The sequence below is a fragment of the Synechococcus sp. UW179A genome, assembly GCF_900473965.1.
Classification (GTDB): Bacteria; Cyanobacteriota; Cyanobacteriia; order PCC-6307; family Cyanobiaceae; genus Synechococcus_C.
Window position 1 is genome coordinate 59,098 of record NZ_UCNJ01000017.1, and the last position, 19,520, is coordinate 78,617.

The window sequence follows — 19,520 nt, forward strand, 5'->3', positions numbered from 1 at the left end:
CGGTCCCCTTAAGCCGATTCGCTGAGCCAACGCAAACTGGCACGCAGCCATCCTTCACTGTCGTTGTCTTTAGGCACCTCGGAACTGCTGGCAACAGCACGCATGGCCCGACGAATCTCGAGGTCCTCATAGCCGAGAGTCTCGAGGGTGAGTTGCAGCTCTTGTAGGGAATCGGGCTGAATCGGAAGGGCTTTCACGTCGCTGCGATCAACGATGGACAGTGATGCCTCATTGGCCTCGGGTGCCCAGGAGCCAAGGCGATCTCGGAGTTCCACCGCGATCCGCTCGGCGGTGCGCTTGCCGACCCCCTGAGCCTGCGTCAGCCGCTTCAGGTCTCCTTCAATGATCGCCAAGACCAGTTCTGGTGCCGAGCAGCAATCGAGTAGGGAGAGTGCCATCTGGGGGCCTACGCCATTCACTGCAATCAGAGTGCGAAAAAGATCACGGTCCCTTTGTTGGTGAAATCCGAAGAGTGTCGAGCCGTCGTCTCGCTGAACTTGATGGATCCAGAGAGTGCAGTTGCCACCTGTTTGAGCCTCCTGGTCGCGTTTGGTCAGCTGCACCTCATAGCCGACCCCTGAACAGGCGACGACAACACCCCTGCGGCCTCCCTGCTCCCAGATCTGGATCCGTTCACCCTGAAGCCAGCCGATCATGAAACTCCCCTGTCAGTTGAGTAGTGGCCGATTCCAAAAATTCAGCGACATACTCAATTTAGAGCAGAATAGGTGAATTAGAGCATTGATCAATGCCTGATAGCCTTAATTAAAAAGCGCGTCTATTTCGCTTGCCTAGCAGGTTGGAAATAGTTGCCAAAGAGCACTTCTGTAACCATGGCTTCAGGCGGGCTGATTCTGTTCTGATTGCTCCGGATCGTTAAGGCTCCGTAGGTAGCGCCGCCGTTGAGGGGACTCGTACCCAGTCCAGGGATCGTGATGAGGTGGTCTGGATTTGGTTTGAATTGTTTTCTTTCCTGAATTTGCGGTATGTCTGTGCATAGTGCCCTTGTTAATGCGGTTCATTGGTAAATCTCTAGAAGTTTAATAGCGGTCACAATGATTTCATGAACGACCCGCTTGAACGGTATCAAGCGCTGCTAAAGATGTTGAGCAAAAAATGTTTCGGTCTGTTTTTGATGTGCCTATGTGTGTCGGTGCGTTCGGACAATCTTGCCCATTGTGATTCCTTCGTCCTGCCAGTTTGGCCATATTCGCTTCGTCTTTTCGTCGTTCTGCGTCGATGATCATCAATGCGGCAGGCTGATTTGTGGCGCATGTCATGGGTCCGAGCCGATCAGCCGCCTTGTGCTCCGATTGTTCTTGTGCATCGACAGCGGGATCGACAAACATCGTCGGTTTGCGCAGCTCCTGACTGTCTTCAGCCCTTCGGTACAACTGCTGAATCGATGCCGGGATATCAGCCTCGAAATGGAACGCTTTTGAGATCAAAGACTCGGTTTTGTTCCAGTGCTGGCGCGATGGCTGAATGGTGTTGATTTCAACCGTCTGACGTCTTGAAATCAGATCACCAGCTAGTGCAGCATAAGTCTGCTTCTGCTGGCCCTCTTGACGGACCCTAAGGGTGTAATCAGCCAGGTCGTGTTCGCTAAACCAGATGGCGGTCGCCATGCCGGTAGCCGCCGATTGCCTTTTCTGCTTTATTCGAGCCTGCATCGGGCCCAGCTGCTGCTGTGACATTGGCTCGGACGTTATGCGTCTGCCTGAACCTCTGGAAATGCTTGTGATTCCTTGTGCAATTGCTGGGTCAGTCATCATTGATCTCCCTACATGATTGATTTGTTGTAGATCATTCTTGCTGCTCAGAAATGGGTAAAGGCCGAACATTGGTGCTGATTTGTCTGCAAGTGAGAATCAACGTCAAAAAGTATTTGTTTGCTTTTGAGAATCATCTTCAGCAGCAATTAGGCGGTATTCATTATCGATCAACTATGATTGCCTATTTCAGGTTCTCTGACTGATCTGTGCCCATTCCAATGTTCTATGGCTGGGGATTGTGCATTGGAGATCATCCTTAAGAATGCCGACCGTACCTCCGATGGCGGCTCTCCACACTTCAAGTTCATCTAAAGCTGGAGTATAAAGAATCAGTTGGTTGTGATCTTCTGTGAATAACATAACCCCACTTTCTCTTTGCCGTTTGGAGTCAGGCCTTTCGCGTCGCTTCGTGCAGCTAATCCTGGCTGGAGATTCTGGAACTTTGCCTTTGATCGACGACGTCGGTCGCTTCAACATCTTGCACTGTGACTGAATATGAAATTCTTTGCTTCTCTTGCTGCTCTCGTTCTGATGGCTTTTCCTGTGAAGTCGGAGGCACGCCCATTGGTTGGTGATCTGATGGCTGAAAAGCTCTATTACGCAGAGGGCCGTCAGCATCCTGGTCACCCTCTGCATGGCTCTCACGAAGGGCTTTGGGCAGGTTCAGACCATTAACTGTTTGTGATTGAAGTGGTCTTGGAATGACTTTTTTGATGAATCCGTAGATGAATCTATGTCCTGCTTAGTCTTTGTAGCTTTCGTCACCTGATTGGTGCTTTTGCTGTGGGATTGTGGTTTATTAATTTCTGAAACATGGCAAAGTTACGACTTGGCCTTTATGGGGCTACAGCACTTGCTGGTATTGCGTGGCCCTGGTATTGCATCTATCAGTTCATTCAAGAAACAGAAGCCCTTGGCTTAACAGACCCTATTGAAATCGTTAATTTGTTCTCGCAGGGGGTCTGGGCCAATGCTTCTGCAGGTTTTATTGCTGCTGATCTCACCCTTGTGTTGATCGCATCATTTGTGTTCTATGCGGCCGAAGGTATTCGGTTGAAAATGAAGTTCTGGTATCTCTACATCGCAGTAACATTTGCTATTTCATTTGCTTTTTCGTTTGGTCTGTTTATGTTCAACAGGGAGCGGAACATGGCTGCTGCCTCAGCCAACAACTAGCTGTTGCAAGATGACGAAACTGGGGTTATGTCGTCTTTAAACAGAAGTCTGCGGTTCTAGCATTTCTGCTGCTACTAGCCTGGAGTGGTTCTGCCAGGATGATTACTCCAGACTCCACCAATGATTGGCATCCAGGTCATCGAGATTTCAGATTTCAACCAGCCCGACAGTTCACGACGTTTTGCTGTGACTCAATCATTAGTCCTCTTGCGAAGATGGCTTTTGAGCGTCGTGCTGGTTTGTCTGATCAGTCTGGGTTTGAGCTCCTGCTCACTGGGTGATCAACCTCCTCGAGGTGTGATCCTCAGCGCTCTTGGTCAGCAGATTCAGCTCACTCAGAGTGCCATTGCGCAGTCATTGGACCTCGAGGCTTCCGGGGTTCCCGAGGTGACCAGGGTCCGTCTGGAGGAGCAGGAGAGTTTGAGCATTGGTGATCAGAAAGGAGTGCATCTCGTCGGCCGTTTCGACTGGCGATTGCCCGGAGATGCGGTCAAGGTCGATAGTCCCTTCGAGCTGTTTCTTGAGCGAGGTGAACGCGGCCAGAGCTGGCGTTTGGCGTTGCCGAGTGGTTCCGATGACGGCAGTTCGCAGACCTGGATCACTTATCCACTGGCGATCGATCCAGCCTGACGTTGTTTGGCGCTGAGGCTGATCAGCGTGGCGCCGAGCACGCAAAGCGCACCGACGATGACGGTGCCGGTTACCGGTTCAGCAAAGATCAACACACCCCAGAGGGTGGCGAACACGACCTGCACGTAATTGATTGAGGTTGCGCGCGCCGCAGGCAGAGCCGCCAGGCCTTCGGTCAGCCAAACCTGCCCAATCTGCGTGAGTAGACCGACGCCCAGTAACCACAGCCAGTCGCTTCCCGTTGGCAGCACCAGATTGTTCACCAGTAAAGGCAACGTCGCCGGGACGGAGACGAGTGGGAAATAGAACACGATCACCAGAGGATGCTCCCGCACAGAAAGTTGGCGGACGCTCACGTAAGCGAGCGCTGTTAACAGGGCTCCGCCAAGTCCGATCAGTGCTGAGAGCGGTGGAAGTCCAGCCATCGACTGTCCTGCCCATTCGGGCTGCACCACAAGCAGGACACCGAATAGCCCCAGCAGGATCGCCAGGCTAATGCGCTTGCGGATCGGTTCCCGCAGCAAGGCCCAGGCGCAAACCGTCGTGAGGGTCGGGTAGGTGTACTGAAGAAGGGTTGCTGCGGCCAGAGGCAGGCTGGAAATAGCCTGGAAAAACATCAGTAGTGCTCCAGTGCCGAGCACACCTCTCACCAGCAGCAATCCCCTCTGATAGCCCCAGGGGGACACTCCCAGTCGCCTCAACATGGTGAGCGTGATCACGAGGCTGATCAGCGATCGAATCAGCACGACCTCAGCCACAGGCAAGCGGCCTCCGAGGTGCTTGACGCAGACGGTCATCAGGCTGAAGGCCAATGCCGCTCCGACCAGACTCACGCAGGCCTTCCATTCCTCAGGGGACTGCGATCCACGGAAGGTTGTCAGCAGGCCTCGCATTCATCGGTCTGCACGCTAGTTCTCAACGATGCCACCGATGTGGTTCCTCGATGAACCTTGCTGGAGACATCAGAGCGGCTTCATTCCACCAGCGAGCCCTGTTCGAGTTTCACGATCCGATCGGCGATGTCGAGAATTTTGTTGTCATGGGTCACCATCACGATCGCGGTTTTGTTGTCACGGGCCAGGGTTCTGAACAGATCCACCACATCGCGTCCGGACTCCTTGTCGAGAGCGGCTGTGGGTTCATCGGCAAGCAGCAGCTTGGGTGAAGTGGCAAGCGCTCTGGCAATCGCCACGCGTTGCTTCTGTCCACCCGAAAGTTTCGAAGGGAAGTACTCAAGGCGTTCTCCAAGGCCCACCTGTCCAAGCACCTCGTTGCAGCGATCATTCATGGCAGCCTGCCCTCTCTCTAGCCATTCAGGAACAACTTCCAGTCCGAGCCGAACATTCTGTTGAGAGTTGAGATACGGCATCAGATTGTGAGCCTGAAAAATAAACCCCACTTTGCGGCGCAGTCTTGTGAGATTGGCCTTCGATGTTTGCCGTAATTCCTCATTGAAGATCCTCAGACTGCCATCCTGCGCGGAGCGTAATCCACCAACCATTGTCAGCAATGTGGTTTTACCTGATCCGGAAGGACCCAGAAGAATTGTGATTTCGCCTGGTTGAACTGTGAGGTTGATTGAACGCAACACTTGTTTGCGTTGATCTCCATCACCGAACCAGTGATTCAAATCCTTGATTTCGACCAGTGGAGTTTGTTCGGTCATGATCAGAACACATCCGCCGGATCAAGGCGTCTTAATTTTGCTGTGGCCAGCCAGCCTGAGCCTGAACAAAGCAGCAGGGTCATAGTGAACACCAGGGCAGCCCGACTGAACGAAATCACTACCAGCAAGCCTGTAGCTTGCATCAGAACTCTGTAAAGCAGTGCTGAAACAATCAGGCTCGGCAGAAAAGCCAGGCTCGCAAGAATCACCGATTCTTGAATGATGATCGCCACGATGAACCGATCGTTATATCCCATTGCCTTCATCGTGGCGTATTCACTGATGTGTTCTCCCACTTCTGAATAAAGAATCTGGTAAACAACAATTCCTCCAACGCTGAAACCCACAAGAACGCCAAGTCCGAAAATCAATCCGAAGGACGTGTTGCGTTTCCAGTGCTCCACCTCGCGTTGCTGAAGCTCCTCCACGGTGAGGACCTGCAGCGAGGGTCCCAGAACTTTGTTCAGCCGGTTTTGAACAGCGTTGGCTTCAGCGCCGGACTGAAGTTGAACCACTCCGATCTGAATTTCATCGGGGTCACGGTCTGGGAAAAGCGTCTGGAAATTACTCGTTGAAGTGATCAGATTGATATCGGCCGCGAAGGTGAGGCCCAGTTGAAACAGCCCGTTCACGGTGGTGCGTTGACCATTGAGTTCAGTGTTGAAGGGCTGGCCTTGCTCAAGCCGTGCAGTCACTGGTCCGGCTGATGTTTTGGAGGCCTTGTCAAATAGAACGCCACCTTGCAGTTGCAGCGACGATCGCTGTGCCGTGAGCTCTGGAAGTTTCAGCGCTGGATTACCGGGGTCAACGCCCATCAACAACGCCTGCGTTGATTCCTGAGTCTCCGGATTCAACCACTGCAGTTTGCCCAGTCGCAAAGGAGTGACTCCACGCACGCCTTGCACCCCAAGGACCTGTGACAACCGTGATCTAGGAAAGCCAGCGGGTTCTCCGAAATTGGTGTATCGACGAGGGATCACAGCCAGAGATCCGTTGAACTGTTGAATCGGGCGTTTCTGGCTGTCGTAGAGCCCCCCGGAGAGTCCCAGCTGGAAAAACACCAGGACGTTGGCGAACCCAACGCCTGCCAGAGCTGCGGCCAGGCGCAGAGGACGGTGGGACAACTGAAGCCAGGCGATGGGAGTGCGCTTGATCAGTTTCACAACACCACCTTCAGGGTTGCTGGGGTCTGATGCGACGTTGTTCGTCCGTCAGTGGGTTGAACAGAACGTTCACCTGAAGGTTGTTGATTCTGCTGGCGATGGCAAGACTTTCTTTCGGGAGAGCAAGCTTCACTTTCACCACCCGTTTGTCGATCTTGTCACCAGCCTCGCCGGTGGCCACGCTTTGTCTGCTGATCTGTTGAGCAATCTCGGTAACGGTGGCTTGCTGACTTCGACCTGGGAAGCCGTTGGCGCTGATGGTTGCCGTTTGCCCGGGACGAATTTCAGGTAGATCGCTTTGGTAGACCTCAGCAACAACGCCCATCCTGGTGGTGTCGCCCAGCAGCAGTAGACCGTCTTCGCCAACTCTGTTTCCTGGTCGAGCCAAAATTTCAAGAATGGTTCCGTTGGAAGGGGCTTTGACTGTTGCCTGATCCAGGTCAGCCCTGGCCTGCTTCACTTGCGCTTGCTTCACGTTCACATCCGCCTTCAGCGTCATTTCGTTGGCGATGGCTTCGTTGAGCTGTGCCAGAGCTGCATCCGCGTCGGCCTGAAGTGCTTCGTAGCGCTGAAGACTGGTCGCTCCGTTTTGGTAAAGCTCTTTTCCGCGGCGTGCTTCGGCCTGAGCCTGTCGTCGTTCAGCTCTGTAGCGGTCAATCACTGAGATCTGAGCATCCAATGCCCGTTGTGCTGCGGTGACTTCGGCTTCCGCCTTGGTTAGATTCACTTTGAGGACGGGCTGAGTCTCGAGCAGGGCAAGGGGCTGACCCTGTTCAACAACCTGACCTTCCTCCACTAGAACCTGACGGATGCTGTCGTTGCTGAGTGAATTCGGAAGACTCACTTTGAGGATTCCGTCGAGAGGCTCGATTCGTCCCAAGGCTGATACCCGACGCGGTTGGAGACTTTCTGTGGATGCTTTCTGCTTCTCTGAAGCACCGCATCCACTCAGGATTGCAGCCGACAATCCAAGGGCGAGAAGCAGTGAGGAGCCCTGATGCATGGTTCCCCGGCCTTTGCAGCGATCGTATTGAGCTCTCTCAGGATTGTCATCAGCAATTCCAATCGACGCCCAGCTCGGTCTCTCGCAGAATGGTCTGATGGTCAGCCCTCGACTTCACCCACGCACCATCGAGGCCGTTAAGGAACGCGCCGACATCGTGGACGTTGTTGGTGAGCACGTCGTGCTCAAGAAGAAGGGTCGTGAGTTCGTCGGCATCTGCCCGTTTCACGATGACAGCAAGCCGTCGATGACGGTGTCTCCTGCCAAGCAGTTCTATTACTGCTTCTCCTGCGGTGCAGGAGGTAACTCCATCAAGTTTCTGATGGAGTTTCAACGTCAGAGTTTCAGCGAGGTGGTCCTTGACCTTGCCCGTCGATACCAGCTGCCGGTGGAGACCGTTGACGGTCCTCAGCAGGAGAAACTCAAACAGCAGCTGTCCCGCCGCGACAAGCTGCACCGGGCGCTCGCGCTGGCCTCGGGTTGGTTTCGTGCGCAGCTCAGAACTGACGCCGGCGTGGATGCCCTTCGCTACCTGCGTGAGACGCGCGGACTGAGCGAAACCACCCTCGACCAGTTTGAGCTGGGGTATGCGCCGGATCAGTGGGATGGCCTGCTCAAGCATCTGCAGCATGTAGAGGGTCTTGCTCCCGAACTACTGGAAGCAGCCGGTCTGGTGGTTCCCCGCAAAGGGGGGAACGGGTTTTATGACCGATTCCGCCACCGGGTGATTGTTCCCATCCGTGATCGCCAGGGTCGGGTGATTGGGTTCGGTGGACGCAGCCTTGATGGCAGTGAGCCCAAGTACCTCAACTCACCTGAAACAGAGGTGTTTGAGAAAGGCAAGCATCTTTTTGGACTTGACCGGGCCTCATCGGCAATCCGCAAGGACGACCGGGCTGTGGTGGTGGAGGGTTACTTCGATGTCATCGCGCTACATGCCGCAGGTGTCACCAATGCGGTGGCCTCCCTAGGCACTGCTCTGAGTAGTCAGCAGATCACCCAGCTTTGCCGGTGCAGTGATGGCAAGCGCATCGTTCTGAATTTCGATGCTGATGGGGCCGGCGTCCGTGCCGCCAACCGAGCGATTGGTGAGGTGGAGCAACTGGCACTCCAGGGACAACTGGAGTTGAGGGTTCTGCACCTTCCATCCGGAAAGGACCCCGATGAATTTCTCAAAGACCACGGAGCCGGTGACTACCGAGCTCTACTCGATCAGGCGCCGCTCTGGCTCGACTGGCAGATCGAACAGGTCCTGGAGGGACGAGATCTCAGCAAGGCGGACCAGTTCCAACGCTCCGTGGCTTCGCTTGTTGCGCTGCTGGGCAAGCTTCCTCAATCCGCCATCCGCACCCACTACATCCAGCAGGTGGCTGAGCGCCTCAGCGGTGGGCAAGGGCGTCTGGCTCTGCAGCTGGAAGACGATCTCCGTCAGCAAGTCCAGGGTCAGCGTTGGCATGGCCGCTCAACTCGACACGAGAAGGCTGGAGAAGCTTCCCAGCGTGAACGTTCAGAGGCGGAGATTCTGTTGCTTTATCTCCATTGTCCGTCCCATCGGGCTGGTATCCGACAGGAACTGAGGAGCAGAGAGCTCGAGGATTTTGCACTTCAGCACCACCGGCTGCTCTGGTCTGGCATCACGGATCTCGAGGAAGGCAATCTTGGTAGTACGCGACTGGAAGCGATCAGTCGCGGTGAAGATCGCGGCGACGAACTGGCAGACCTCGATCTGCCTCGACTGCTCACGGATCAGCTCCTGTTGGAAAATAGTGATCTAGTGACGCGCCTCACACCACTGCTCGAACCGGATGAGCTGCAGCGTGTGGCACTGTCTCGGCCCATGGATCAGCTGCGCGGAACGGCAGCGATGCTCGAGCGTCAGAAGAGCCATAAACGCTGCCGGCATTTGCTCGAAGCCTGGACTGGACAACGTCTGCAGACCCTGGAGCGTTGCATTGCCGTGTTGATTGAGCAGGAGAAAGATGAGCAGTCAGCTCCGGCTGCTGAGATCGAAGTCGATATGGAGCAGCGTATTCACGCCATGTTCGAAGACCTCAACGCTGAAGCCCTGCGTTTTCAGGAGCTGTACTACAGCGAGCGTCGCCATATCCAACATCTCGATCAACAGCGCTGTGCTGGTTACGCCTCGGACACCAGCTCCACCCCTGCAGCTTCTGTCAACGGTTGAGTTAGCTGCCCGCGGACCAGTCGTCCCAATAACGCCATTGAGTGCCCTGGCCAGCGCTGCTCTTTCAGCAGTTTTTCCAGTTCGCCAGCACGTTGCAGTGTGAGCTCAAAGGCCTGCTGATGTTGACTCGGTTCAAGCGTTGAGACGTAAACATGGGCCCTGGCCTCCGTTGCTGGGACTCCCTCGATCGAGAGGCCCAGACCTCTCCGGAACAGATCGGCATCAAAGTACCCAAGCGCTGCCGTCATCCCCATGGCATCGGCGACGATTTCGTCGTACAGATTGATGCGCATCTCACCTACAAGCCTGCGGCAGGCGATATGGGTGAGTTCATGCTCTAATCGCCAGGTCTGGGAAAGGTCCAGCCAGCGTTCCATTGGTAGCTCACCTGGAATCGTTTCCACCGATAGGGAGGCGTAGGGAGACCGGTGTAACAGGAGGATCTGGCATCGCGCCTGCACGCCTAACTCGCGGATCAAACCCCAGTGGATCAGCCCTGAAATCGCCTGAGCGTGCACAGTGGGCTGAATCGGAACCGCTTCACAGCGGTGAGCCAGACAGCGCACTGCCAGCATGAAATCCTCCTGGTTGCGGAAGGTCAGCACTGGAACGGCACCGGTTGGATGCTGCGCAATGGTGATCGTTATTCCTGACGGGTCACGTAGGACCGGCGCATGCTTGAGGTCTTCAGCCTGTGCTGGCTCACCCCTCATCACCAGTCGTTGATAGGCATCGCTGCTGCGAACGTCGATTCCTGGTTGTAATAACAGCTGCGGCAAGAGCCGACGGAGATCATCCCAACATCCTGTAGCGTCCCGGTCCGCAAGCCAGCGCTCCCACCACTGTTGCCGTTCATCCGCGGCCATTGGCAGATCCGGCCAGATGGCGTCTGCCTGTTTGAACCTCCTGCAATACTCCTCCAGCGTCTGCATGGGCTACCGACTTCGCTGACCCGTGTCTAGCCATGTCGCAGCTAAACGCTCTCCTGAGATCTCAGCGACCCATCCAGCCGCCATCGACGACCAGTGTCTCGCCATGCACGTAGCGCGATGCCTCACTGGCTAAAAACACCACCGGTCCGCGCAGGTCATCAGGTGATCCCAAGCGACCGGCGGGGATGCGTTCCAGAATCTGCCTGGATCTGATTGGATCCGACTGCAATACCGTCGTCATTTCCGTTTTCACGTACCCGGGTGCGATGGCATTCACCCTCACGCCGCGTCCCGCCCATTCATTCGCCAATGAGCGAGTGAGGTTGGCCAGGCCCGCTTTGCTAGCGGCATAGCTAGCCACATTCAATCCACCCTGATCACTGAGCACGGAGGTGGTGGAAATGATGCTTCCCTTGCCTCGAGCCAGCATTGTTGTTCCGATCCGACGACTCACTCTGAACGCTGCACTGAGGTTGACCTCGAGCACCATGTCCCAGAGCCCGTCGCTGTGTTCCTCCGCCGGTGATCGGTGCACGATGCCTGCGTTGTTGACCAACACGTCAATGACCGGATGTTGGCTGAGAACCTGGTCTAGAACGAGGTCGACGGCATGGCGGTCGCTGAGGTCGCAGCGAAAACCAGAAAACCTTCGTCCACGCTTACGAACTGCGTCTCCCACCTCACTGCTGTCTGAGTTGAGTGATGCGCTGATGCCAATAATGTCTGCTCCAGCTTCGGCCAGTGCATCCGCCATAGCGAGTCCGATTCCACGCCGGCATCCTGTGATCAGAGCCACCTGATCATCAAGCCTAAACAGTGAATTTTGCACCCTTCTGCTCGTCCTTCAATGTCTATTCTTGAGCCTGAAGGCACTGTGCAGTGACCCAGGTCGGAGTCATGATCAACAGGCTCGCTTCCCGATCCGATGTCTGAATTCTTTGAAGCGTTCTGGAATGGGGAGGGCATTGGCGATGGCGGGAATTTGGAGGAGGCTTTGCAGGCCTATGTGGCCGTCAAACCGGATGACAACGATTGGATTGCTGCCTGTTCCGTGAAGGAGGCGGCTCCTAGGATTGAGCGTTTTTCATCATTCGAGGCTTACCTCGATAACCAGGATCCTCTTGAGGTCATCGAGGTCTCACCACAGATGATTGTGGTGGCGATCGAACAGCTGCCTGTCTGATGTCCCATCCCTCAGTTGATTTTGCGGCTAGCGCTCCAGTGAACGACCTTTGGCCTGCTCTTGTGGAGCGACTCGGTCTGGAGCGTTCGCAGCGTGCAGTTCGGCAGGCTTTGGATCTTCAGGCCATGCAGGGCAGTGCTGCAACGTTGCCGGTGTTGTTCTGCGAAACCTGTGGCCTGGCTCTTGCCAGTACTGATTTGCTGCGTGAGCAAACCGGGTTGAATGGCCATGGGGATCATTTTGTGCTCTTGTTTTCTTCCAGATCAAATGCGGTGCAATTGGTTTGCCCTGTTTGAACAGAGGCTGGAAAGCTTCCCAAAAGCAGTTGCCATAGGAATTTTGATGGTGAATGGTTAGGGCTCACAGATATCACTGGCGAGCAGGGCGTGATTGAGCCACTACGGAGATGAATCAACATCCACGTGATGGCACGCAAAATCCAGCTTCCACTGTCGAAAAGCTCCAGCTCCACTACCGCCGCCTGGGCTGCGATGACCTTTGCCTGTATTACTGCGTTGGCGGTGTGGGGGTTGGCGAACGCTTATCCCCACTTTTGAACAGAACAGCGTCTGAGCTGAAAAGCCACTCAGCAGAACAGCAGAGCCCCTGTCTTGGGGTGAAGGATGCCTTTTTGTATCCAGTTGAACGACCAAACCCTTGACGGTTGTCTTATAAACAGTCTGTAGCGACAGCTACCAATAACGTTCACCTCTCATCCAGAGAGGCGCAGTTCGATTCAGGCCAAGGAACGGGGACCTGAACTTGCTTCGAGGAACCATCCATGACAGCTCTTATCTACAGAGGTCAGACCTACGCCCCTCATCACACTGCTGTTGAAAAGCAGAGTGTTGAACTCACCTACCGGCACGAGCACTACAACGCCCGTCGCAAGCAGGCAGCGCGGGATCTACACCCCCAACTTGCTTATCGCGGTGTCTCCTACGCCAGATGATCCAAGATCGCTTGGATACAAAGCCTCGTTTCGGCGAGGCTTTTTTTTGCTCTTAATCTGATGCTTGCTCCGACTGAGCGCATTTGAGCTGGATTAGATCAAACTGACTTTGTCATGGTGTTGTGATTTGGGACTTTGCAGACCACATCAAAATGGCAGCAAAGCTGATTCAATTATTGAATTGTCTAGCAAGATGGCAGACATTAATTCAAGCAAGATTAGCCCGTAAAAGTTATTTGAAAAGAATACATTACCTGTTGGACAGTTCCAGTCAGCGATTACAGAGCTTGATCTGGAGCTGGGATCTATTGCCGCTAATAAAAGCACGTGCTCAAGCAAAAGTGGAAATTTTGGAACATGGCCACGGGTCCAGCTTCGTGGATACGAGAAGTTCCATTCAATTGAGGAGAGCTCTGCCACGCGTCAACGATACGGGTAGCTCCTCACCGGTGGAGTCAATGCGGTGGATTGGGTGGAGCTGTATGTGCAGATGAAATACTGATGCGAAAGGTGTTAAAACAAGAGTTGAATCACATAAACCAGCAAGGCTCGACCCCATGAAAAACGTTGCCTTGGGCTTGATTTGCATTCTCACTAATGCAATGCCCGCCAATGCTTGGGAACCTGGAGATGACTGGCGGGATGATCAATGCGAATCGGTGATCGATGGAGCCGACAGGGTTGCCAATGTCTGTAGAGGTGTTTACGGGAGAGGAGAGGTGTTCTTAGGTATTTACTGGAATGATGGAGCTGAGGTCGTGGGCCCCTGCAACGCAACTGAAAGCTGGCCGATGGAGTACCGAGGGTTATCACGTGTCGATGCTTATGACTGGCTTGTTGGGTATTGCGGTTGGTGATTCATGAGTTCACGTACAGCAATTAAGCAACCTTTCCATGGCTAGTCATCGATTCGCTTTGATTGGGATTCCTCTTCCCACGAGTTTTTCTCGATAAAACGTCATCACCAACTGAAATGACACTGTTTACAGCCACCTGCCTTCAGTATGGTTTCCCATACCTCGATGACGTTATGCCTGAGCATTCGTCTGACCACGGGCTGACCATCTTTGCGTCATGGCCTGGGCTCCACGACCACCCACTACGCGTGTGAGGTTGGCATGTTATCTCTGAACCTTAATCAACATCTGATAGATCTAGTACCGCATTGATCGCGCTAGCACCTCCCTTATTCCGGCCCCCAGATTCTCCGCAGTACAGCAATGTCGTAATCAGTAAAAAACTGAGGAGGACTTCCAGGCCGTGGTTTGTAGGCCATCACTGTCATCCCAGCATGCGCCGATGCACTTGAAAAAGGCTGGTTGTCATAGAGACAATCCCCATCTACATCAGAAAAAGGATGTTCAAGGCCAAGAGCATGGCCAAATTCGTGCAGGAATAACCAGACGGGATCTTCTTGGCCTGTAGCTATTCCACGACACCCATTTAAAATCATGATGTATTGAGTACCATCGGTATTCTGAGCAACAGCCCCCTCTTTTCCGTCGTTCTTATCGCAGTATCCCAGAATGACTAGGTCAGCATCTTGGGCACGCCGAACTTCCCTGAAATCAAGACTGATCAAGCGATCGGTGGCCTTAATGAGCTCGATGCCTAGTGCCTTTTCTTCATCATAGAAAGGATCTGATTCGATAATTTGCCATGGGGAGCCAGGTGCAATTTCTCCTTTGGCATTGCCATACACCACTTGATAGCGACGTCTCCGCATTTCAAAGAAGTAGCTGATTGATGTGCGTCCACCAAGGAAATCCTGGTCTGCAGCATTCCATGGGGCGATAAGAGCCCGAGCTGTTGGTTGGTTGTCACAATATTCAGCGAGAGCTGGCAGAGGTCCCACCAGCCCAAAACAAGCTGCAGTGAATAACGTCCATCTCTTCATCGTGAATCTTGCTCAGATTTCCAAAAAAATGAAGCGACAACTAAAAAGCAGACCAGTCTCAAGAAGTATCTGGCAAACACGAATTGATTATACTTAGCCTTAACCGAGTCTAGAAGCTGCAGACCATCTTTTCCCGGGAGTTTATCAACCAACCGACGCCGTTCTTCGGCGCGTGCCTTTCGACCAGTGGTCTGCCCATATTGGGCATCCTTGAAGTCTGAAGAGATTTGAGATCCATCGCGCCAAGACTCTGCTTCAAGGGCCGGAGATCGACATCTGAACCACCCGTCTGAAACCCGACCATCAAGCGAAAGATCGACTGCTTGAAAGGCAGATGAGTCTTCGTTCGTAAATGCTTGCTGTGACTGGCCTTTAGGGATCCAAGTCAGTCATGAGTTTGCATTCTGGTTTGCAATTTCGTGGCCACAACGGTTATTTGCAAACGCAGACGGTAACTGCTTCCAAAGCAGTGGGCCGTTGTCTGTCCAGGAATCGATCAGCAGGTTCTTCTGGAGGAGATGCAGGCACGCGGCCATAGCCAACATGGCAGCACCCAGCTCCTGCTCACTGGTCAACGACACGCAGCCGGCCAGGTCGAGGTGCTGGCCCTAGGGAATCAGCATGCAGCAGATCAATCAGCCGTCGGTTTGATTCGAATGGTGGCCAGACTTTACCGGTGCCGAATAAGGACCGCCCACTTGTTGACAGTCATTCAGCGTGAAAGCATGCTAAGGCTTAAAGAAAATCTCTCATGCCATGGATCACAAAAATGTTTCTCGGCGTAACTTGATCGCTGGAGGAATGGCCGTGGGCATGTCGCTACCTCTGATCGCCAATACAACGTCAGCGGAGCAATCCCTGGAGGCTAATTCGATTTTACTAACAGAAGAAACAAAACAACTTGATTCGAGCGAAATTGAAATCCTGGTGGTAGGCAACACGCTAGTTGGTGTTTTGCAAGATGGGGACGAGTATTCTCTTTACTTGGAGCCAAAGGGTGCAGCTTATTTAAGGATGCATGATGGCCGAGAGGAGGTTGGTCGTTGGGAGCTTATGAAAAATGGATTGATGAAATCAAGATTTCCATCCGCCGCCGGAAATGATGAGCTAACTATGGCTTACTTTAAAGGAAGATCAAACAACGAGTTTTTCAATATTGTCGATTATGGAAAGCGCTGGGGACGATTTACCGTCGAGATAGGAGATTCAAAGGGACTGGTGACATCCCTTTCGTAATTAATGCAGGGGTAGTACTCAGCTCGCCAGACCATGCAGAATTCAGTTGGCTTGAAGCGATGCCCGCCTAAGTGGTAACTAAGTCCTGATCCATTCACCAGAGGCTCACTAGAACTTCGCGTGTGTTTCACCAGAGCTGTGCAGTGGGGTTCACCAGAAGGGCTGTGATCTTGAAGGAGTCGAGGGGGAGCACCCCCAACACAACTCACACACTCAACTCACTCACTTCAAAACCATGACTTCACTCAACATCCAAGACCAAATCATTGAACTGACTGACGATCAACTCAAAGCAGCCCAAGGTGGTGTCTCCGCAGGAACATTCGTTGACGTTGCCATTGGATTTACTCCTCTCGGTCCGCTCAATATTTTGGGCAAGCTTTTTGGCTCAAGCATTGGAGACAGTACAGACGTCGTCATCAGAGAGTTGTCGCGTTGATTTTTAACTGAATATTCGAGTCAATCTCCAAAACGCAAGCCCCGCCAAGTGCGGGGTTTTTGCCGTCCTTGGGCCTTGGCGTCACCGCCTTGATATACAGCTATGTAACAGTAGACCACACGTGAGATCACAATGACAAGGCTTTTGGTTTTCAGTTTTTTAGCTCTGCCGATATGCACTCTTCTTCCTGCTGAAGCGAGGAATATGACACGTTGGGTGGATGTGAGTTGCTACGAGAATCGTTGTGAATCTGTGAGGGTCATCTCACCAGTCTTTTTTCAGCACCGATCGTCTGATGGAAATGTCTGGAAAGTCGAAGCCGATTGTGATGCAGGACGAACGAGGGCGCATTTCAGTGATGGAACAACTGCTGACTGGTTTTCACCGCCATCCGGATCAGTCGGGTCAGCCATGCTTGAGCAAGTTTGTCGTTGACCAAGGGGCTACGGCGAACAGTTCTATCCGTTGCGCTGCGTGATCCCGTCATTCAATCGAAGGAAGGATGTGGGTCACGAGATCAGCGTTGACCCAGCGGATCACCCCCATAGTCCACGTCGGCAATCTGGAAGAGGTTGTGCATGAAAGGGTCTCGGGCAGCTCCGCCGCAGTGGATCACCTGCCCCATCCAAAAGTCTCTCTGCGCCTTTTCGCCGGTCAGATAGTCGTGGCGCACGATCACCGTCATGCCTGGAACCACGCTCAGGAAAATCGGCTGTTCTGTGGGGTCCTGTTGGTTGTAGATCCCGTGATCGACTGACACGTTCACGAAGCTAGGACGCCTGTACTGGCCGCGAAACAGCAGGTCTGCCCCAAGTTCTTTTGGTAAGACCAGGCCGGATGGTGCCCTGAGTACGGGTGACGCTGCTGCTGGCCGTAGCTAAGTCTTCGGTACTGGCCAGTCACCCATGTCAGAAGAGCAACTCAAAGCCTTTCTAGAAAAGGTCAAAGGCGACACCGAGCTTCAGGAAAAACTCAATGCAGCAGCTGATGCTGATGCAGTGCTTGCGATTGCCAAAGAGGCTGGGTTTAGTATTTCTGCTGACGAATTAAAGTACCTTCGAGAGCTTTCTGACGAGGAGCTGGAAGGTGTATCAGGCGCTACGGGGTATGGTTGTACCGCTCTCTATGGGCCTTGTACTGGTATGCCGGATTGTCTACACTAGAGTTGTATTTATTATCCACCAAGACCCACCGCATTGAAAGGCGTTTTTTATTGCTTAAATCACCCCTAAAAAGCTCATAAATCAGCCTTCAATACCTGGCGCGATTGAGAGCAGTTGAGCAGTAATCAGGTAAGTTAAAGCGTTGCCCGCCTATGTGTTGACTTAGTTCTGAGCTATTCACCAGAAGCTCACCAGAACTTCTTGGGTGCTGCACCAGAGCTGTGTAGTGGGGTTCACCAGTAGGGCTGTGATCTTGAAGGAGTCGAGGGGGCAACGCCTCCAAACATTCACTCCTTAGAACCATGACACAAGAACAACTCACAGCTTTCCTGGCTAACGCCAAAGGCAACACCAGCCTTCAGGAGCAGCTCAAAGCCGCAGCTGATGCCAATGATGTTGCTGCTATTGCCAAGGAAGCAGGTTTCAGTATCTCTGCTGATGGCCTCAATAAGGCTCAATCAAGACTTTCAGAAAAAGAGCTGGAAGGTGCGGCTGGTGGTGCTGGAGATTGTTTACCATGTTTCATGTCATTCCCATCTTGGTAACTGGGATTTGATGATCGACCTGAGGGATTAATGTGGGGAGCATACTCATCAAAGCCCCTGCAACCGCAGGGGCTTTTTATTGCTTCAATCACATTCAAAATCCCACAAATCAGCCTTCAATGCCTGGCATGATTTGATATTTAAAGATTCTCGGCAGATGGAATGTGCTATCCGGAACATCAGCTGACAAGCAATTCTGCTAATTACAGTCCAGATACGTTCAAGTAATGTCAGAAGAACAGCTCAAAGCCTTCCTTGAAAAGATTAAATCAGATACTGAATTGCAGGAGAAACTCAAGGAGGTAAGTACCCCTGAAGCAGCAGTTGAAATTGCTAATGCGGCAGGTTTCTCGATTACTGCAGACGATATTCAATCGATGCAATCTGAACCTCCAGGTGACGACGAATTGGAAAGCGCCGCTGGTGGGCAGTGTCTTGGCACGTGTGGTGACTCGGTTTCAGTAATGATTCGTTGCCCACGAACTGAGGGTTTTGGGTGCGGGTTCAGATGATGGATTAATGGCTAGTCATGCCTGCATTTCAAAAGAACAATCACCCCAAACAGCCCACAAATCAGCATCCAATACCTGGCACGATTGAGCGCAGTAAGTATTAGCTAAAGGCACTTCAGCAGATCGTTGCTATGACTGCTGAGCAGACCTGCTACTCATGTCAGAAGAACAACTCAAAGCGTTCATAGAGAAGGTCAAAGCAGACACCAGCCTTCAGGAGAAGCTGAAAGCAGCAGGTGATGCTGATGCTGTTCTTGCGATTGCGAAAGATGCTGGCTTTAGCATCTCTGCTGATGACTTGAAGAACGCTCAATCAGATCTTTCAGACGAAGAAATTGAAGGCGTGGCTGGCGGGGGAAGCGTGGTCTGTGACACTGCTGACTTTCGGACTGTATGTGACTTGGATGGTAGGAGATGCTAATCGGACTGTCGATGTGTGCTGTTGCTGTGTGTGACTGAGCCTACTCATCAAAGCCCCTGCAACGGCAGGGGCTTTTATTTCTTCAATCACCCCAAAAAGACCATCAATCAGCCTTCAATACCTGGCACGATTGACAGCAGTAATTGTTAGCCAAAGACATTGCAGCAGAGCGTTGCTATATTTGCGGTATGCATTAGATACAAGTCCGATGTCCGAAGAACAACTCCAGGCGTTCCTAGAGAAGGTCAAAAGCGACACCAGCCTTCAAGAGAAGCTAAAAGTGGCTTCCGATGCTGATGGTTTTGCGGCGATTGCAAAGGAGGCAGGCTTTAAGATTTCTGCTGAAGACTTAAAGAAAGCTCAACTAACAGAATTATCAGAAGAGGAGCTAGAAGGTGTAACTGGCGGTACTATTACTCCTGTTACAATAGTAGACATAATTGGCAGATTGACTGTGAGACTGTGAATCTTGTCATCCTAAACATCACAATCCTTCCTTCAAGCTCCCTGCAATTTCAGGAAGTTTTTATTTCTTCAACCACATCAAAAGGCCACAAATCAGCCTTCAATACCTGGCACGATTGAGCGCAGTTGAGCAGTAATCAGGTAAGTTAAAGCGTTGCCCGCCTATGTGTTGACTTA

27 protein-coding genes are annotated in these 19,520 nt (G+C 52.8%); 16 read left to right on the forward strand and 11 right to left on the reverse strand.

The window, feature by feature from the left end; all coding sequences use genetic code 11:
- Positions 1–8: 8 nt before the first annotated feature.
- Both ruvA and DXY31_RS08805 read right to left on the reverse strand, forming a co-directional pair.
- The gene (gene ruvA / locus DXY31_RS08800) at positions 9–656 is read right to left on the reverse strand and encodes a Holliday junction branch migration protein RuvA (protein WP_114993418.1); all 648 of its coding nucleotides are present in this window, start codon (positions 654–656) and stop codon (positions 9–11) included.
- A gap of 405 nt (positions 657–1,061) precedes the next feature.
- Positions 1,062–1,697 carry a ferritin gene (locus DXY31_RS08805; RefSeq protein ID WP_137024938.1) on the reverse strand — a complete coding sequence of 212 codons (636 nt, stop codon included), beginning with the start codon at positions 1,695–1,697 and terminating at the stop codon, positions 1,062–1,064.
- Between the two features lie 573 nt (positions 1,698–2,270).
- Between DXY31_RS08805 and DXY31_RS08810 the strand changes: the two genes are divergently transcribed.
- The 3 genes from DXY31_RS08810 (at position 2,271) to DXY31_RS08820 (ending at position 3,581) form a co-directional block, all read left to right on the forward strand.
- Positions 2,271–2,450: a hypothetical protein gene (locus DXY31_RS08810; RefSeq protein ID WP_114993420.1), complete on the forward strand. Its 180-nt coding sequence runs from the start codon at positions 2,271–2,273 to the stop codon at positions 2,448–2,450.
- Positions 2,451–2,588: 138 nt separating this feature from the next.
- Complete coding sequence (locus tag DXY31_RS08815; RefSeq protein WP_114993421.1) at positions 2,589–2,951, forward strand: DUF2834 domain-containing protein; 363 nt, start codon at positions 2,589–2,591, stop codon at positions 2,949–2,951.
- A 120-nt stretch (positions 2,952–3,071) separates the two neighbouring features.
- Positions 3,072–3,581 (forward strand): hypothetical protein, encoded by a 510-nt coding sequence (locus DXY31_RS08820; RefSeq protein ID WP_244279664.1) that lies wholly within the window; start codon positions 3,072–3,074, stop codon positions 3,579–3,581.
- Here the strand turns inward: DXY31_RS08820 and DXY31_RS08825 are convergent.
- The 4 genes from DXY31_RS08825 to DXY31_RS08840 form a co-directional block, all read right to left on the reverse strand.
- Positions 3,554–4,474 carry a DMT family transporter gene (locus DXY31_RS08825; protein WP_114993422.1) on the reverse strand — a complete coding sequence of 307 codons (921 nt, stop codon included), beginning with the start codon at positions 4,472–4,474 and terminating at the stop codon, positions 3,554–3,556. The two genes, DXY31_RS08820 and DXY31_RS08825, sit on opposite strands and share 28 nt — an antisense overlap.
- A gap of 80 nt (positions 4,475–4,554) precedes the next feature.
- A complete protein-coding gene (locus DXY31_RS08830) occupies positions 4,555–5,247 on the reverse strand; it encodes an ATP-binding cassette domain-containing protein (RefSeq protein WP_114993423.1) in 693 nt (230 codons plus the stop codon).
- Positions 5,248–5,249: 2 nt separating this feature from the next.
- Positions 5,250–6,410: an ABC transporter permease DevC gene (devC, locus tag DXY31_RS08835; protein ID WP_114993424.1), complete on the reverse strand. Its 1,161-nt coding sequence runs from the start codon at positions 6,408–6,410 to the stop codon at positions 5,250–5,252.
- 10 nt (positions 6,411–6,420) lie between these two features.
- Positions 6,421–7,413: an efflux RND transporter periplasmic adaptor subunit gene (locus tag DXY31_RS08840; protein WP_114993425.1), complete on the reverse strand. Its 993-nt coding sequence runs from the start codon at positions 7,411–7,413 to the stop codon at positions 6,421–6,423.
- Between the two features lie 97 nt (positions 7,414–7,510).
- Between DXY31_RS08840 and dnaG the strand changes: the two genes are divergently transcribed.
- Positions 7,511–9,598, forward strand: a complete 2,088-nt coding sequence (gene dnaG, locus DXY31_RS08845) for a DNA primase (protein ID WP_114993452.1) — start codon at positions 7,511–7,513, stop codon at positions 9,596–9,598.
- Here dnaG and DXY31_RS08850 read toward each other — a convergent pair.
- Together DXY31_RS08850 and DXY31_RS08855 are read right to left on the reverse strand one after the other, a co-directional pair.
- Positions 9,550–10,530, reverse strand: coding sequence for a hypothetical protein (locus tag DXY31_RS08850; protein WP_114993426.1), 981 nt, complete (start codon positions 10,528–10,530; stop codon positions 9,550–9,552). The two genes, dnaG and DXY31_RS08850, sit on opposite strands and share 49 nt — an antisense overlap.
- Positions 10,531–10,591: 61 nt before the next feature.
- Entirely contained in the window at positions 10,592–11,326 is a 735-nt protein-coding gene (locus tag DXY31_RS08855) for an SDR family oxidoreductase (RefSeq protein WP_244279665.1), read from the reverse strand.
- A gap of 129 nt (positions 11,327–11,455) precedes the next feature.
- Between DXY31_RS08855 and DXY31_RS08860 the strand changes: the two genes are divergently transcribed.
- The 5 genes from DXY31_RS08860 to DXY31_RS08880 all read left to right on the forward strand — a co-directional run bounded on the left by DXY31_RS08860 (position 11,456) and on the right by DXY31_RS08880 (position 13,522).
- Positions 11,456–11,713, forward strand: a complete 258-nt coding sequence (locus tag DXY31_RS08860; RefSeq protein ID WP_114993427.1) for a hypothetical protein — start codon at positions 11,456–11,458, stop codon at positions 11,711–11,713.
- Complete coding sequence (locus tag DXY31_RS08865; RefSeq protein ID WP_114993428.1) at positions 11,713–12,009, forward strand: hypothetical protein; 297 nt, start codon at positions 11,713–11,715, stop codon at positions 12,007–12,009. Before DXY31_RS08860 ends, DXY31_RS08865 begins: the two co-directional genes overlap by 1 nt.
- 110 nt (positions 12,010–12,119) lie before the next feature.
- On the forward strand, positions 12,120–12,374 hold the full coding sequence (locus DXY31_RS08870; RefSeq protein WP_114993429.1) for a hypothetical protein: 255 nt from the start codon (positions 12,120–12,122) through the stop codon (positions 12,372–12,374).
- 120 nt (positions 12,375–12,494) lie between these two features.
- A complete protein-coding gene (locus DXY31_RS08875) occupies positions 12,495–12,665 on the forward strand; it encodes a DUF4278 domain-containing protein (RefSeq protein ID WP_114993430.1) in 171 nt (56 codons plus the stop codon).
- Between the two features lie 557 nt (positions 12,666–13,222).
- On the forward strand, positions 13,223–13,522 hold the full coding sequence (locus DXY31_RS08880; protein WP_114993431.1) for a hypothetical protein: 300 nt from the start codon (positions 13,223–13,225) through the stop codon (positions 13,520–13,522).
- A 329-nt stretch (positions 13,523–13,851) separates the two neighbouring features.
- On the opposite strand, the gene DXY31_RS08885 is transcribed toward DXY31_RS08880, so the two are convergent.
- On the reverse strand, positions 13,852–14,562 hold the full coding sequence (locus DXY31_RS08885; RefSeq protein ID WP_114993432.1) for a reprolysin-like metallopeptidase: 711 nt from the start codon (positions 14,560–14,562) through the stop codon (positions 13,852–13,854).
- A gap of 756 nt (positions 14,563–15,318) precedes the next feature.
- On the opposite strand from DXY31_RS08885, the gene DXY31_RS08900 reads away from it, so the two are divergent.
- Both DXY31_RS08900 and DXY31_RS08905 read left to right on the forward strand, forming a co-directional pair.
- Positions 15,319–15,798 carry a hypothetical protein gene (locus tag DXY31_RS08900; RefSeq protein WP_137024939.1) on the forward strand — a complete coding sequence of 160 codons (480 nt, stop codon included), beginning with the start codon at positions 15,319–15,321 and terminating at the stop codon, positions 15,796–15,798.
- A 235-nt stretch (positions 15,799–16,033) separates the two neighbouring features.
- On the forward strand, positions 16,034–16,237 hold the full coding sequence (locus DXY31_RS08905) for a hypothetical protein (protein ID WP_114993436.1): 204 nt from the start codon (positions 16,034–16,036) through the stop codon (positions 16,235–16,237).
- A 352-nt stretch (positions 16,238–16,589) separates the two neighbouring features.
- On the opposite strand, the gene DXY31_RS17695 is transcribed toward DXY31_RS08905, so the two are convergent.
- Both DXY31_RS17695 and DXY31_RS08915 read right to left on the reverse strand, forming a co-directional pair.
- Positions 16,590–16,724: a hypothetical protein gene (locus DXY31_RS17695; RefSeq protein WP_256359623.1), complete on the reverse strand. Its 135-nt coding sequence runs from the start codon at positions 16,722–16,724 to the stop codon at positions 16,590–16,592.
- A 30-nt stretch (positions 16,725–16,754) separates the two neighbouring features.
- Positions 16,755–17,003 carry a DUF3104 domain-containing protein gene (locus tag DXY31_RS08915; protein WP_371639266.1) on the reverse strand — a complete coding sequence of 83 codons (249 nt, stop codon included), beginning with the start codon at positions 17,001–17,003 and terminating at the stop codon, positions 16,755–16,757.
- A gap of 139 nt (positions 17,004–17,142) precedes the next feature.
- On the opposite strand from DXY31_RS08915, the gene DXY31_RS08920 reads away from it, so the two are divergent.
- The 5 genes from DXY31_RS08920 (at position 17,143) to DXY31_RS08940 (ending at position 19,344) form a co-directional block, all read left to right on the forward strand.
- A complete protein-coding gene (locus tag DXY31_RS08920) occupies positions 17,143–17,400 on the forward strand; it encodes a Nif11-like leader peptide family natural product precursor (RefSeq protein ID WP_114993438.1) in 258 nt (85 codons plus the stop codon).
- 302 nt (positions 17,401–17,702) lie between these two features.
- On the forward strand, positions 17,703–17,945 hold the full coding sequence (locus DXY31_RS08925; protein ID WP_114993439.1) for a Nif11-like leader peptide family natural product precursor: 243 nt from the start codon (positions 17,703–17,705) through the stop codon (positions 17,943–17,945).
- 227 nt (positions 17,946–18,172) lie between these two features.
- Positions 18,173–18,457 (forward strand): Nif11-like leader peptide family natural product precursor, encoded by a 285-nt coding sequence (locus tag DXY31_RS08930; protein ID WP_114993440.1) that lies wholly within the window; start codon positions 18,173–18,175, stop codon positions 18,455–18,457.
- A 157-nt stretch (positions 18,458–18,614) separates the two neighbouring features.
- A complete protein-coding gene (locus DXY31_RS08935) occupies positions 18,615–18,878 on the forward strand; it encodes a Nif11-like leader peptide family natural product precursor (RefSeq protein ID WP_114993441.1) in 264 nt (87 codons plus the stop codon).
- A gap of 208 nt (positions 18,879–19,086) precedes the next feature.
- Positions 19,087–19,344, forward strand: a complete 258-nt coding sequence (locus DXY31_RS08940) for a Nif11-like leader peptide family natural product precursor (RefSeq protein ID WP_114993442.1) — start codon at positions 19,087–19,089, stop codon at positions 19,342–19,344.
- The last annotated feature ends 176 nt before the right edge of the window (positions 19,345–19,520 follow it).

Coding starts and splice junctions, on each gene's coding strand:
- DXY31_RS08830 (WP_114993423.1), bottom strand. CDS start 5,247: ATGACCGAACAAACTCCACTGGTCGAAATCAAGGATTTGAATCACTGG.
- DXY31_RS08925 (WP_114993439.1), top strand. CDS start 17,703: ATGACACAAGAACAACTCACAGCTTTCCTGGCTAACGCCAAAGGCAAC.
- DXY31_RS08905 (WP_114993436.1), top strand. CDS start 16,034: ATGACTTCACTCAACATCCAAGACCAAATCATTGAACTGACTGACGAT.
- DXY31_RS08805 (WP_137024938.1), bottom strand. CDS start 1,697: ATGTCACAGCAGCAGCTGGGCCCGATGCAGGCTCGAATAAAGCAGAAA.
- ruvA (WP_114993418.1), bottom strand. CDS start 656: ATGATCGGCTGGCTTCAGGGTGAACGGATCCAGATCTGGGAGCAGGGA.
- DXY31_RS08920 (WP_114993438.1), top strand. CDS start 17,143: ATGTCAGAAGAGCAACTCAAAGCCTTTCTAGAAAAGGTCAAAGGCGAC.
- DXY31_RS08840 (WP_114993425.1), bottom strand. CDS start 7,413: ATGCATCAGGGCTCCTCACTGCTTCTCGCCCTTGGATTGTCGGCTGCA.
- DXY31_RS08900 (WP_137024939.1), top strand. CDS start 15,319: ATGGATCACAAAAATGTTTCTCGGCGTAACTTGATCGCTGGAGGAATG.
- DXY31_RS08815 (WP_114993421.1), top strand. CDS start 2,589: ATGGCAAAGTTACGACTTGGCCTTTATGGGGCTACAGCACTTGCTGGT.
- DXY31_RS08940 (WP_114993442.1), top strand. CDS start 19,087: ATGTCCGAAGAACAACTCCAGGCGTTCCTAGAGAAGGTCAAAAGCGAC.
- DXY31_RS08885 (WP_114993432.1), bottom strand. CDS start 14,562: ATGAAGAGATGGACGTTATTCACTGCAGCTTGTTTTGGGCTGGTGGGA.
- DXY31_RS08850 (WP_114993426.1), bottom strand. CDS start 10,530: ATGCAGACGCTGGAGGAGTATTGCAGGAGGTTCAAACAGGCAGACGCC.
- DXY31_RS08825 (WP_114993422.1), bottom strand. CDS start 4,474: ATGCGAGGCCTGCTGACAACCTTCCGTGGATCGCAGTCCCCTGAGGAA.
- DXY31_RS17695 (WP_256359623.1), bottom strand. CDS start 16,724: ATGACGGGATCACGCAGCGCAACGGATAGAACTGTTCGCCGTAGCCCC.
- DXY31_RS08820 (WP_244279664.1), top strand. CDS start 3,072: ATGATTGGCATCCAGGTCATCGAGATTTCAGATTTCAACCAGCCCGAC.
- DXY31_RS08880 (WP_114993431.1), top strand. CDS start 13,223: ATGAAAAACGTTGCCTTGGGCTTGATTTGCATTCTCACTAATGCAATG.
- DXY31_RS08860 (WP_114993427.1), top strand. CDS start 11,456: ATGTCTGAATTCTTTGAAGCGTTCTGGAATGGGGAGGGCATTGGCGAT.
- DXY31_RS08865 (WP_114993428.1), top strand. CDS start 11,713: ATGTCCCATCCCTCAGTTGATTTTGCGGCTAGCGCTCCAGTGAACGAC.
- DXY31_RS08875 (WP_114993430.1), top strand. CDS start 12,495: ATGACAGCTCTTATCTACAGAGGTCAGACCTACGCCCCTCATCACACT.
- dnaG (WP_114993452.1), top strand. CDS start 7,511: ATGGTCAGCCCTCGACTTCACCCACGCACCATCGAGGCCGTTAAGGAA.
- DXY31_RS08935 (WP_114993441.1), top strand. CDS start 18,615: ATGTCAGAAGAACAACTCAAAGCGTTCATAGAGAAGGTCAAAGCAGAC.
- DXY31_RS08930 (WP_114993440.1), top strand. CDS start 18,173: ATGTCAGAAGAACAGCTCAAAGCCTTCCTTGAAAAGATTAAATCAGAT.
- DXY31_RS08810 (WP_114993420.1), top strand. CDS start 2,271: ATGAAATTCTTTGCTTCTCTTGCTGCTCTCGTTCTGATGGCTTTTCCT.
- DXY31_RS08870 (WP_114993429.1), top strand. CDS start 12,120: ATGAATCAACATCCACGTGATGGCACGCAAAATCCAGCTTCCACTGTC.